Origin of the sequence: Pseudoflavitalea sp. G-6-1-2 (assembly GCF_012927185.1) — a bacterium.
GTDB lineage: Bacteria > Bacteroidota > Bacteroidia > Chitinophagales > Chitinophagaceae > Pseudobacter.
The window spans coordinates 1,762,941-1,776,073 of record NZ_JABBGB010000002.1; the positions used below are offsets into that span (position 1 = coordinate 1,762,941).

The following is a 13,133-nucleotide window of genomic DNA, read 5'->3' on the forward strand; positions in this document are numbered from 1 at the left end:
GTGTATGATGCTGGCTACAAGTTGCATACCCATCGTAAAAAAGAACCAGATCGGCCGCACTTTTGTGTACAGAACCAATATCGAGGTAAAGGGCAAACTGCCCATGTACAAAAAGCGGGAACTCTCCAACAAGCTCCAGAATCAGCTCGACGACAGCCTCAAGGTTCGTGTGATCTCTTATGGCGGTCTTTTCAAAACCTATGTGCGTCCACCAGCATTCGATACGCTCAATATCGGGCGATCCAAAGTTTTCATGACTGCCCTGCTTAAATCGATGGGCTATTTTCACTCAACTATCACCGATACTTTTTTCATCCGAACGGTTCAGAAAAGGCATCGCACCTATATCACATTCAAGGTAGAACCAGGTGTTCAGCTGACAATGGACTCTATCGGCTACTCCCTTACCACGCCCGAACTGCAGGCGCTGGCCATTGAAAATATCCGTAACAGCAAACTGAAAAAAGGCGATGCTTATTCCATCGAAGCCATCTCACAGGAGATCGACCGCCTGCTTACCAGCTTCCGCGATAACGGTTATTACAAGATCACACGCGAAAGTGTATACGCACAGGTAGATACCGTTGTAGCGGCGCTGATCGATCCCAGCCTCGATCCGTTCGAGCAGGTACGACTGCTGGATTCACTCCGCAGAAAACGCGACAAGCCCACCATCAATGTGGTTTTTAAGCAACGACCAGCGAAAGACAGTACGCAGATCTCGAAATTCTATATCGGCAATGTATCGGTGTATCCCGATCTGTATATTCTCGAAGATTCCACCGAGTCGAGACGCGATACCACCACTGTAAACGGATACAAATTCTACTACAACTCCCGCAAATTCAAGCTGCCTTTCATTGCAGATAATATTTCGCTGCATCCGGGCACGCTGTACAGACAGCGGCGGTTTTACAGAACCATCAATAATTTCAATCAGCTGGGGCCCTGGTCGAATGTAGATCTTACCATGACGGAACGATACGATTCCGTTCCCCTGCTCGATGCCACACTGAGACTCTATCCCAACAAGAAGCAGAGCCTTACCACCGATTTCGAGGCCAGCCGCAACGTGAGCGACTTCTTATCCAACGGCCGCTTCTTCGGACTGGGTGTAAACTTCAGACTGCTCAACAGAAACGCTTATCGCGAAGCCATACAAACCAGTACCAATGCACGTTTCGGCATAGAGCTGGGAACTCAGCTGGTGCAGACATTGCAGGCCAGCTTTGCGCACAATATCAACTTCCCCAGATTCATTGTTCCTTTCAGGTTCAATCAGGAAAGGGTGGTTAATCCCCGTACGGTGCTCGCGCTCGAAGCCAGCTATACCGACCGAAGGGAATTCTTCAAGGTGCCGAGCTTCAAGGCAAGCTGGGGTTATGAATGGATCAGCGGACGCCTCCGCGGCAATTCCGAAACACCCAGAAGGAGGATCAACTGGCAATACATTCCGCTCAACTTCGAGTATACCAGTGTGGTGAAAACGGATAGCCTCCGCAAGTTCGAGCAGATCATTCCGGCCTATCGTTTTGCCTTCAATGATGGTATGATCATCAGCCAGGTACTAAGTGCCAGCACAGCCATTCAGAGAGGTCCGAAACTTACTGTACTGCGTGCGCGCGTTGAAGAGAGCGGTGCTATTTTCGGGATGATCAAATCGCTGGAGCTCGGCGCCCTCCGCCGGTTTGTGAAGATGGATGCCGAGATAAAACACTATATCAATTTCCGCAGATCGTCGCTGGCACTCCGCGCCTATGGCGGCGTTGGCTTCGTATATGGCAAAACCGATACTGGTGGTGTGATAGTGAAAGAATACAACCTTCCTTTCTTCAAAGCCTTCACCGCAGGTGGACCATACAGCATGCGTGCATGGCAGATCAGAAGGCTCGGTCCCGGTTCGTCTACTTTGTACGAAGCAAAGGGCGATACAGTGGCCATCGACCGGTTCGGCAATATGCAGCTGGAATTCAACATGGAGTATCGCTTCAATGTTACCACAGTTGCAGGTATCAAAGTGGCCAGCGCACTCTTCCTCGACATGGGAAATATCTGGAGCCACGAAACCGATCCAAAATCAAAGAGTGTGATCTCCGATGCCAGTTTCCAGATTGGCAGATTGTATAAAGACCTCGCCGTTGGCGGAGGTACCAGCCTTCGTTTCGATTTTGATTTCTTCCTTATCAGATTGGATTGGGCATACAAACTGAAGAACCCGGCATATTCGAACATCAACTCCGGATGGTTCCATAATCTCACACTAAGCAGCGGACAGTTTCAATTGGGAATCGGTTATCCGTTCTGATCGGTTGAAGTATTGTTTTCAGCCTGATCTGCCTGCTGCGTTTTTACTACATCGATATAAGTTGCTACCTGCTCCATGGTCATGGATTGATCGAGGGTGAAGTCGCCGATACGCGTGCGTACGAGGCTGCTGAGATGTCCGCCTGTTCCCAGCGCTGCACCGAAATCGTTTGCCAGACTGCGGATATAGGTGCCCGTTGAACAGACCACTCTGAAATGCACAACAGGCAGCTCAACCGCTGTAAGTTCAAATGTTTTGATGGTAACGGCTCTTGGATCAGGCACTACCTCCTGCCCCTTGCGCGCCATTTCGTACAGGCGTTTGCCATCTTTTTTGATAGCGGAATGAATGGGTGGAACCTGCAGAATGTCGCCGGTGAAAGGCACTGTAGCATCGAGCAATTGCTGATGCGTGAGATGACTGTATTCTTTGAAGTTTTCGGGTTCACTTTCCAGATCGAAAGTAGGTGTAGTAGAGCCCAGCGTGATGGTACCCGTGTATTCTTTTTCGCGGGCCATGTAATCGTTGATGCGTTTGGTGAACTTGCCGGTGCACACAATGAGCAGCCCGGTGGCCAGCGGATCCAATGTACCTGCATGCCCAACCTTTTTGATGCGGATAAGACTGCGCACTTTGCGCACCACATCGAAGGAAGTCCATGTTAATGGTTTATTGATCAGCAATACCTGTCCCTGCTCAAATACGTTTACCGGTGTAGATTCCATGCGGCGAAGATAACAATCACCGGTTAAATAGCCTGCCGCGCTTTCAGTTCGAGGTATTTATTTACGGTATCAACGGTGAGAGCCTGCGGCGTGGTAAGGATGGTGGAGATGCCATGCTGCTGCAGTTCTTTCACAATCAACCGCTTTTCGTACACCATTCTTTCGGCGATGGTACGCATGTAGAGGCTTTCGATATTATTCACTTTCTGCTCCGTAAGCTGCTTCAGTTCTGTATTCTCGAAGAATACCACCAGCACCAGGTGATTGCGTGCGATGCTGCGCAGATAAGGCAGCTGACGTTGCATGCCCGATACCGATTCGAAGTTGGTGAAGAGTATAATGAGGCTGCGTTGCGTGATGCGGGTACGCACCAGCGCATATAGTTTTTCGTAATCCGATTCGAGGAACTGCGTATCCTGATTGTAGAGCGTTTCGAGCACCGTGTTCATTTGTCCGGCTTTGCGATCGGCCTGCAGAAACTGTCCGAGTGTATCGGAAAAAGTGATCATGCCGGCTTTATCCTGACGAAGCAACGCCACGCGCATCATCACCAGTGCGGCATTGATGCTGTAATCGAGCAGGCTCATGCCTTCGAAAGGCATTTTCATCACACGTCCTTTATCGATTACGCAGTACACCTGCTGACTTCTTTCGTCGGAGAAATTGTTCACCATCAGATGGCCGCCGCGGCGGGCTGTGGCTTTCCAGTTGATGCTGCGGATATCATCTCCGGTAACATAATCCTTGATCTGCTCGAACTCAAGGCTATGGCCGATCTTTCTGATCTTTCTGTTGCCTGCATCTGCCAGGTTGTTGGAGATGGCACGCAGTTCGAACTGACGGAGGGCTAAGAAAGAAGGCAGCACTTTCACCATCGTTTCTTCTCCCCCTTCCTGATAGCGTCTGATAACAAAACCAAGTGGCGTTTTTACAAACACGTTCAGAAAATGGAAGATGTATTCGCCCCGTTCAACTGGTCTCAGTTTGTATTGCAGTACGGTTTCCTCTCTGCTGCCCAGTGAGGTTTTCAGCAGAAAATCGCGCTTCTGAAACTGCACGGGCAGTTCTTCGATGAGCTTAACCGATACACGGAACTGGTATTGATTCTTCAGCCTGATCTTCACAGTATTTTCATCGCCATTGCTGAACCTGTCGGCCATATCACGGCTTGCCTGCACGCCCTGTTTGCGCACAAAGAGCAGCAGAAAATCGAGCAGAACCAGGCCTGTGAAAAAAAGCAGTGCATACCGCGCTGCAAGATAGAGCACGGGCCAGTTGTAGCTGAGCACAAACAACAGCACGATGGCTGCAAATGCCCAGTAGAACTGCCTTCCGAAGAACAAAGGTTGTATGAGACGCTTGATCATACTATCTGGGTACCTCAATTTGTTGGAGAATATCGCGGATCACATCATCTGTATCTGCTCCTTCCATTTCTTTATCTGGAGTGAGCACCAGCCTGTGGCGAAGTACTGCAGGTGTGATATGCAGAACATCTTCGGGCGTGATAAAATCACGGCCACGGATAGCCGCCAGCGCTTTGGCTCCATTGAGAATGCCGATGCTTGCGCGTGGTGATGCTCCGAGATAAATGGATTTGTTGTTTCTCGTTGCCTGCACTATCTGAGTGATGAAGCTGATGAGCTTAGCTTCTACATGCAGTTTGCGTACCTGCTGACGCAGCGATTCGATCTGCGCACCGCTGAGCACCGCTCCTACCTGAGTGATCATATCGTTCAGGTTGTTCTGGTGATGCTGCATCACCACCTGATACTCCTGCTCCTGTGATGGATAGGTTACCAGTATTTTGAAGAGGAAACGATCGAGTTGCGCCTCGGGCAGGTGGTAAGTTCCTTCCTGCTCGATGGGGTTCTGGGTAGCTACCACCATGAAAGGAGATTCCAGTGCATAGCTATGTCCGTCTACAGTTACCTGCTTTTCTTCCATCACCTCAAAGAGAGCGGACTGAGTTTTTGCCGGGGCACGGTTGATCTCATCGATCAGCACGATATTGCTGAAGATGGGGCCGCGCTTGAAATGGAAATTGCTGTCTTTGGGATTGAAGATGGAAGTTCCGATTACATCGCTCGGCATCAGATCGGGTGTGAACTGAATGCGCGAGAAATCAACCGAGATACATCTGCTCAGCAGTTTAGCCGTTAATGTTTTTGCTACGCCGGGTACCCCTTCGATGAGTACGTGACCGTCGGCGAGCACTGCAGCCAGCAACAGTTCCACCATCTCTTCCTGCCCTACGATCACTTTACCGATCTCCGCTTTGAGGGTATGAACCGATTGGTGAAGAATTCCCAGATCGGTGCGGCTTTCAAAAATATTATTCTCTTCCATGTATTTGAGGTCGTTTGAATGAATGTATTGGTTTGTCAGGTATTTTGATAAAAATGATCGAGTTGCTTTTGCAGTTCGAGCAATTCGAGATCGCTCACTTCAGGATGCGCCTGTGCGTATTTCAGCTGGTACACCAGATTGTTCAGTGCCGACTTGTCGTATCCTGATTTGTGGGCGAGCTTTGTGATGAAATCATCGTCCATAGTGGTTCTTACATTGAACTGGCGGCGAACCCTGTCGGTAAAGATAGCCGCCATTTTATGGGCGAGATTGTTATTGTCTTTGCGTTGCAGATAAAGCCTGCCCACTGTTCGTGCAAATTCCACAGTTGCATTCTTCAGTGGTTTGCGCAGCGGAATGGCACGCTGTCTGCGCTTGGATTCGAAGAGATAAACGATCAGCGCCAGCAGCAGCGTGAGCCAGAATGCCATGGCAAGTCCGGGTTGTTTTTGCAGCCAGCCCAGTGCGGAGAACTGTTTGTCTTCTTCTTCCTCACGTTTTTTTACTCTGAAGTAATCGTCCCAGTAAACGAGAGTAACGTTTTCAGGGATGTAACTCATCACTGCATCATAATATTTCTTGTTCTGTTTGTGCAGCAAAAAGAAATTGGTAAGGGCCAGTGGTGCAATATGCATTTGCAGCGATCCTCCGCTCTTGTGATCGAATTTCACAAAGTTGGGATTGCCCTCACTGTCGCGCCCAAGTATGGTGGTGATGCTCGAATCGATATTGTAGAAATATCCGGTGAGAGGAATGCCGGGATAATAGAATGAATCTCTTTTATTGGTAACAGGATTATCGATGGTAACGCCTTTGGGTCCTTCACCTGTTACCGAAAACCCGTTTGATGCACTCATTCGCATGGTATCGAGCAGGGCCTGGCCGAAATTGCTGGCAGAAACCAGCACGTGACCGCCTTTGCGGATGAAGGCATGTAAGGCCCCTGCCTCCTGTTCGTTTGGAGTGAAACTTTTGCAGATGATCACCATCGCTTCGTAACGCGATCCTTCGAGAACCAGTTTCTTATCTGTTTCTGTTGCGAGCGCATAAGTAGCTACCTGCTTGCGGTTCACCTCAATTTCTGCATCCGGAAAAATATGTTTCAGGTTATTGTAGGCATACCAGGTACCGTAGGGAATCTTATCGTTCCTGAAAAGGGTAACGCGTGGGTCCAGCCGCTTTTCTGATTGTTTATTGCAACTGACCAAAGTAACCACGGCCAGCAGGAACAACAAGTACCATTGATATGTTATTGCAGGTTTCAATGGTTAGGGATATTAGTGAATGACTGAAAATCTTTGTACACTTTGCTGAATTGTTCTTCGTTGAGTTCGAATTCTCCATACCACACGTAATCGTACACGTTGGTGAGATAAGCGAATACTCCTTTGGGATCGAATTGTCTCACCTGGTTCACATAGCTGGAGTTGGTGCTTTTGGCCTGATACTGAATCCAGCCTTTGGCATCGAGGTTTCGCAATGTAAGCAGATATGTGTAGCGGATAGCATGACGAAACTTCTTCGCTGCCGCAGCTTGTTTGATCTTCGCTTCGAGACTGTTGGGATCGAGCATTTCGTCGGCTGCCGCTTCTTCCTCTTCTTTCAGTTCAGCTTCTTTGAGCTGCCATGGCCAGCGATTGCCTAACAGTTTGTATACGAGAAAGGCCAGCAGAATAAAGAATCCGGCGATGATCAGAATTCTCACCAGACCAGACATTCCCGAAAAATTGAGAAAAGGTTCGGGTGATTTGCGGAATGTCGGCTCTTTTAATGTTCGGTCTTTTCTTTTCTTCTGTGTCCAGTATGCAGGGTCGTTGGCGTATTCGAAATCTTTCTGTGAACGTATTCTTTTTGCTGTGGAATCGGGCACCTGCCTGAAAGTAGGTGGCCAGGCCTCCACTTCTTTTTCTTCTTCCTCCTGAGCTTCGGTTACTTCTTCGTCCGTAACAGGCGCCAGGTCTACTTCAGGAGCCAGCACCGTTGTATCGGTATTCTCCTGTGCATGCACAACCGGTACAGCCATCAGCAAAACCGCCACCAGCAGGCAACGGAACAATTTTATAGAATATGAATGCGATGAAAACATGGTGGCTACTGCAATTCGGGGGCTTGTGATTTTCTGTTGACCATTACGGGATAGATCACAAAATACCAGATGATAAAAATAAATGAAACGGCGAGAATGAAAATGCTCAGCCATTTGGGCATATGTGTGAGGCGGGTGATGAAACCTTCGAGGAAGGCCGCAGCGATGAACACCGGCACCAGGCCCATGATAAGTATAACGCCGTTCCTGGCGCCCTGTTTGAGGCTTTCGAGCCGCTTGCGTGTTCCGGGAAAGAGAATGCTGTTGCCGAGAATGAAGCCTGCAGCGCCGGATATGATGATGGCAGAGATCTCCAGTGTACCGTGAATCCAGATCACCAGCACGGAGTCCCAGCCCAATCCTTTTGCAAAGAACATATATTGAAAGGCTCCCACCATTACACCGTTGGTGAACAACAGCCATACAGAACCGAGGTTGAGAAAGAGTCCACCTACAAATACGAGAAAGGCAACGCGGATATTGTTGATGGCGATGCTTACGAACATGCTCATTCTCCCGGAATCTTTGTACACGCCAAATGGATCGCCGCTGGAAATATTCTCTTCGGTCATGTCTACGTATCCGTCGCCGAGAACACCACGAACAAAGCTGTCGTCGTGCGCTGCGGAGAAGGCCGCCATTACGGCCATCACGGTAAATATGAGAAAACTCCAGAAGAGTTCGCGGCGGTGCTTATAGGCAACGAGGGGGAGATCGGTTTTCCAGAAACGGAGAATGCGTGATCCCTGTTCCCGCTTATTTCGGTAAATTGCCAGATAGATCTTCGAGGCCAGCCCATTCAGGTATTGGGTGACTTTACTTTGCGGATAAAAAGTTTTTGCATACGCGAGGTCATCAACCAGTTCTGTGAAACGTTTGGCGGTTTCATCAGGGTCAGCATTCTGGTTATATTGGTATTGCTTCCACTTTTCTACATTCTTTTTTAGAAAAAGGCCTTCTCTCACGGGTCAGAAGTTTATAAATTTATGCCGGAATAAATATAGTTGTTAAATCTTAGAACGCTACAATCGGTAATTCATTTTATCGTTTTATTTGTTTGTTGATGTGAATGTTTATGGCAATACTCAAACTCGATACAGGTTTCAATTTAGAAGTGGAGATAGCGGTAGCTCCGTTTGCAAAGCGGTTATTGGCCTGGATCATCGACGGAGCGGCCTGTGTGATATACCTCTTTATCATGGGAGCGGTGGCAGGTTTTGCTGCCGGCGGAAGTTTTTCGTGGGTATATTCCATTGCTCTGCTGCCCTATCTGCTGTATCATTTGCTGAGCGAGATCTTTTTCAATGGAGCCAGTTTAGGTAAGATGGCCATCGGCATCAGAGTGATTGCTGAAGATGGCGGAACGCCCAGCATCAACCAGTATCTCATCCGCTGGCTGTTCAGACTGGTGGATTCTCCCTTCGGTTTTATGCTGATGGCTTTTGCGCAATTGCTGCCCTGGTGGTGCTTTCCGCTGATCTTTACCGGCATACTGGTAACCTTGCTCACCCCCAAATCCCAACGGATCGGCGATCTGCTTGCAGGCACCATTCTCATAGATACGCGCAACGTTACTTCCATCCACGATACTATTTTTCAGGAAGTAGAAGTAACTTATAAACCCCGTTACCCCGAAGTGATGAAGATGACGGATAAAGACATCAACACCCTGAAAGGCATACTGGGTACCATCAATTCGCGCAACGATATGGCCATGGCCATGCGCATAGCAGACCGTATCAAGGCCAAGCTGAACCTGCAGAGCGACGAAGACTCTTACCAGTTTCTGCATACCCTGCTGAAAGATTACAACTATTATTCGAGCCGTTAATTCCCGAAACCTCCGCGGCTGACCATTGCTCCGCCTACCAGGGCAATGATGAAGATCACCACATAGAAGGCAATGATGATGATGGTAACGATTCCCCAGAATTTGGAATAGATCCGCAGGTTATTGATGCTGCGGTTGAACAGCGCCTGATCGTTACTGCGCACGGCATTGATAGCCTGAGTGGCAAATTTGTACCTGAAGATGTTGGGAATAAGCTGAAAAGCGGCCATTACAAGATAAGCCCCCGTAATAATTATGCTGGCCGATGCTCCGAGCGCTCCGCTTGCATTTTCCATGCCCGGCATTGTTCTGAACATGGCGGCAAACATAGTTCCGGCAAAGAGTGCGAAAACAATCATCAGTCCGCAAAGAATGAACCACACGATAGCAAGGAATCTGTTCCACTTCGCAGTTTCAAGCAAATAAGCTGCGCACTGCTGATCTACCTGAAGATCCAGCAGGCTGTTTTGACCATGCTCCATAGATTGTATTTTAAGTAATGGAATGCGTATGAAATGCCAGCGCAATCATCTTGATCACATAACTAAGCATCACTACAGCCAGCACAGACCAGGCATAAGTAACCAGGAACTTTTTGCTGACGATTCTTTTACTAATCAGCCAGAGCGGAATGAGCAGGAACAGTACTAAAACAGGGAGTAAAGGGGGATAGAGCAAAAAACTTTCGGTGAAGTCGCCTTTCAGAGCGGCAAGGAAGGAACGCTGGAAACCGCATGCCGGACAATCGATTCCGAAGAACTGCTTGTAGAAACAGGGGAACATATGTTTTTCCAGCCAGGTATACATGGGATCTTTTGAAAGAGAAAGGTGACTGAAACCGACTGAGGCCGGCAGCAGTCACCTTTTATCAATTAGCTGTATTGACTCATATTCCAGAAGCTCGTCATGAATGCTCCGAAAATAGCAAACATAACAATCACGTACACGATATAGATGGCACCGAGTACGATACCGATGATGCTCATGATCCATCCCGCATTGAGTTGGCTGTAGCCATCCCAGATGGTGGGGTTCTCTCTATACATCTTACGGCTTTTGTTAGCTAACACCAGACCGATGATACCGAGTACCAGGCCGATGTAAAAACATCCGAATACAATTGAACAGATACCTAATACCAGCACTGCTGTTGCGTTAGGCAACATTGCTTTAGGTTGGTTGCTTGGGGTTTGACTCAAATTTTCCATTTAATAGGCGGTTTTTGAATATTGGGGTACAAGAAAAAGAAAAAAACTGATATGTTAAAAAATATTAACTCACAAGGGTTTATAACCTCCCATCACGAAAACTTGATTTAGATCAATAGGCCTGAGCGAACAGAACGCGCTGTTTGCTGGGCTTGCCGGTGAGAACACATTTACCCTCTTCCTGCTCATTATCAAGTGGTATGCAGCGGATAGTTGCCTTGGTAAGCTCCTTGATCTTCTCCTCGGTTTCGGGAGTTCCATCCCAGTGCGCACTCAGGAAACCTGTTTTTTCGGTGAGTGTTTTCTGGAACTCTTCCCAGGTATCCACGCGTGTGATATGACTGTTGCGGAATTCAAGCGCCTTGTTGTAAATGCTTTGCTGGATCTCCGTCATCAGTCCCACCACTCTTTCTGTGAGTCCGTCGAGTGATACAGTTGTTTTCTCTTTCGTATCTCTGCGGGCCAGTTCTACCACGTTATTTTCGAGGTCTCTCAGACCGATGGCTATTCTAACGGGAACACCCTTCATTTCGTATTCGGCGAACTTCCAACCGGGTCTTGAATTATCGTTATCATCGAATTTTACCCGGATACCCGCAGCCTTGAAACTGTCCACCAGTTCCTGGCCTTTGGCATTGATCACCGCCTTGCTCTCTTCTCCTTTATAAATAGGAACGATCACTACCTGAAGGGGAGCAATTCTAGGAGGAAGTATCAGACCATCATCATCGCTATGTGCCATTACGAGTGCGCCGATCAGACGGGTGCTCACACCCCAGCTGGTAGCCCAAACGTAATCGAGTTTGTTTTCTTTGTCGGAGAACTTCACGTCGAATGCTTTGGCAAAGTTTTGTCCGAGGAAGTGGGAGGTTCCGGCCTGAAGCGCCTTACCATCCTGCATCAGCGCTTCGATGCAATAGGTATCGAGTGCACCGGCAAAACGCTCACTTTCGGATTTCACTCCTTTGATAACGGGAACGGCCATCCAGTTTTCAACGAAGTCTGCATACACGTGCAGCATTTTCACTGTTTCTTCAACAGCCTCCTGCGAGGTAGCATGTGCAGTATGCCCTTCCTGCCAGAGAAATTCTGCTGTGCGGAGGAAGAGACGCGTACGCATTTCCCAACGCACCACGTTTGCCCACTGGTTGATGAGGATGGGGAGATCGCGGTAACTCTGGATCCAGTTTTTGTAAGTATTCCAGATGATGGCTTCACTGGTTGGGCGAACCACCAGTTCTTCTTCGAGCTTCGCTTCGGGATCTACCATCAGCGAACCTTTTTTATCGGGATTGGCTTTTAAACGATAGTGAGTAACAACGGCACATTCCTTTGCAAAACCTTCTGCATTCTTTTCTTCTGCTTCGAAGAGGCTTTTCGGCACAAATAACGGGAAGTATGCATTTACGTGACCAGTGTCTTTGAACATCTTATCCAATGCATCGCGCATGTTTTCCCAGAGGGCATACCCATAAGGTTTTATCACCATACATCCGCGCACGGAAGAGTGGTCGGCCAGGCTGCTTTTAACAACCAGGTCGTTGTACCATTTCGAGTAGTCTTCGCTTCTACTAGTGATCTCTTTGCTCATAATTCTAGTTATTTTTAACACTCCCCCCGCAACATTTTAATGGTAGTCACGGTCAATTTATTGTAATTTTAAATTGTGAAGAAAGCAAAAATAGCACTTCGCATTGTAAAACGTTAAAATCACAATCATGAAGTCCCGGTTAATCCTATTAGCAGCATTTGTAGCCGTTGGCTTTACAAGCTGTTCCGTATACCGGTCTGGGCAAACCCCCGATGACGTTTACTATTCTCCCGGCCAGGATCAGAAAGTCGCAAACGGCGGCGGCGGAGACGAATACGTGGATGTCAGAGAAAGGCAAAGCTCCCGATACAATAGCCGTAACAACGATACATATTATGATGATTATTATCCCGATGATGCCTACCTGCGCATGAGGGTTCGCAACCCCTATCGCTGGAGCATGTTCGATAATTACTGGAACGATTACGGATATGGCGGTTATGGCGGCTACAGCCCCGGCTTATCATTTGGTTACGGTGGTTTCTATGGCGCTGGTATGAATCCCTGGTACAATAGTTTCTATAATCCATGGTACGGCTACACCGGTTGGAACCACGGATGGAACAACTATTACTACTGGAACAACTACTACAACCCTTATTGTGGTGGCGGTGTAATTATCGTAAATCCGAAAACCAATCCCGGCGCATACAACAGAGTACGCAATTTCAATATGAATACGTACACCGGTGGTTACAATAACAGAAACAACTATATCAACAACGGCAAGGGTAGCCGCAGTTCTTATACCATGCCTTCAGGCATCAGTGTATATAACAACAGCAACCGTGCTTCTACCAACAATTCGGGCCGCAACTCTTACTACAATACCAACAGAGGCAGTGGTAATGGCCGGTACAATGGCGGTGGAGGCGGCTACGACCGTCCTGTAAGAAGCTACAATCCTCCTGTTTCTCCGAGCACCAACAATAGTGGAGGCTCATTCGGCAGAGGCAGTAGCGGAGGTGGCGGAAGCACAGGTGGCGGCGGTGGTGGCGGTCCTGTAAGCAGACCCAGCCGCAACTAATACTTACTGGT

Annotated in this window: 13 protein-coding genes; 3 read left to right on the plus strand and 10 right to left on the minus strand. The window is 48.3% G+C overall.

Going from position 1 to position 13,133, the window contains the following annotated elements; translation table 11 throughout:
* Positions 1-4 precede the first annotated feature (4 nt).
* Positions 5-2,305, plus strand: coding sequence for a BamA/TamA family outer membrane protein (locus HHL16_RS16660; RefSeq protein ID WP_169426309.1), 2,301 nt, complete (start codon positions 5-7; stop codon positions 2,303-2,305).
* Here the strand turns inward: HHL16_RS16660 and truB are convergent.
* The 6 genes from truB to HHL16_RS16690 are packed head-to-tail and all read right to left on the minus strand — an operon-like array spanning position 2,293 to position 8,430.
* Positions 2,293-3,030, minus strand: coding sequence for a tRNA pseudouridine(55) synthase TruB (truB, locus tag HHL16_RS16665; RefSeq protein ID WP_169426310.1), 738 nt, complete (start codon positions 3,028-3,030; stop codon positions 2,293-2,295). The genes HHL16_RS16660 and truB overlap by 13 nt on opposite strands.
* A 23-nt stretch (positions 3,031-3,053) precedes the next feature.
* Positions 3,054-4,397 carry a DUF58 domain-containing protein gene (locus HHL16_RS16670; protein ID WP_169426311.1) on the minus strand — a complete coding sequence of 448 codons (1,344 nt, stop codon included), beginning with the start codon at positions 4,395-4,397 and terminating at the stop codon, positions 3,054-3,056.
* Between the two features lies 1 nt (position 4,398).
* Complete coding sequence (locus HHL16_RS16675) at positions 4,399-5,379, minus strand: MoxR family ATPase (protein WP_169426312.1); 981 nt, start codon at positions 5,377-5,379, stop codon at positions 4,399-4,401.
* Between the two features lie 35 nt (positions 5,380-5,414).
* Positions 5,415-6,644: a hypothetical protein gene (locus HHL16_RS16680; RefSeq protein WP_169426313.1), complete on the minus strand. Its 1,230-nt coding sequence runs from the start codon at positions 6,642-6,644 to the stop codon at positions 5,415-5,417.
* Complete coding sequence (locus tag HHL16_RS16685; protein ID WP_169426314.1) at positions 6,641-7,435, minus strand: DUF4129 domain-containing protein; 795 nt, start codon at positions 7,433-7,435, stop codon at positions 6,641-6,643. Before HHL16_RS16685 ends, HHL16_RS16680 begins: the two co-directional genes overlap by 4 nt.
* Positions 7,436-7,470: 35 nt before the next feature.
* Positions 7,471-8,430: a stage II sporulation protein M gene (locus HHL16_RS16690; protein ID WP_169426315.1), complete on the minus strand. Its 960-nt coding sequence runs from the start codon at positions 8,428-8,430 to the stop codon at positions 7,471-7,473.
* A gap of 110 nt (positions 8,431-8,540) precedes the next feature.
* Between HHL16_RS16690 and HHL16_RS16695 the strand changes: the two genes are divergently transcribed.
* Positions 8,541-9,296 (plus strand): RDD family protein, encoded by a 756-nt coding sequence (locus tag HHL16_RS16695; RefSeq protein WP_169426316.1) that lies wholly within the window; start codon positions 8,541-8,543, stop codon positions 9,294-9,296.
* On the opposite strand, the gene HHL16_RS16700 is transcribed toward HHL16_RS16695, so the two are convergent.
* From HHL16_RS16700 to proS, 4 genes are all read right to left on the minus strand, one after another.
* Entirely contained in the window at positions 9,293-9,778 is a 486-nt protein-coding gene (locus tag HHL16_RS16700) for a hypothetical protein (protein ID WP_169426317.1), read from the minus strand. The two genes, HHL16_RS16695 and HHL16_RS16700, sit on opposite strands and share 4 nt — an antisense overlap.
* A 10-nt stretch (positions 9,779-9,788) precedes the next feature.
* Entirely contained in the window at positions 9,789-10,103 is a 315-nt protein-coding gene (locus HHL16_RS16705) for a DUF2752 domain-containing protein (RefSeq protein ID WP_169426318.1), read from the minus strand.
* 65 nt (positions 10,104-10,168) lie between these two features.
* Entirely contained in the window at positions 10,169-10,462 is a 294-nt protein-coding gene (locus tag HHL16_RS16710) for a CCC motif membrane protein (protein WP_169426319.1), read from the minus strand.
* Between the two features lie 154 nt (positions 10,463-10,616).
* Entirely contained in the window at positions 10,617-12,095 is a 1,479-nt protein-coding gene (gene proS / locus HHL16_RS16715; RefSeq protein ID WP_169426320.1) for a proline--tRNA ligase, read from the minus strand.
* Between the two features lie 127 nt (positions 12,096-12,222).
* Here proS and HHL16_RS16720 point away from each other — a divergent pair, with 127 nt between their 5' ends.
* On the plus strand, positions 12,223-13,122 hold the full coding sequence (locus HHL16_RS16720; RefSeq protein WP_169426321.1) for a hypothetical protein: 900 nt from the start codon (positions 12,223-12,225) through the stop codon (positions 13,120-13,122).
* The last annotated feature ends 11 nt before the right edge of the window (positions 13,123-13,133 follow it).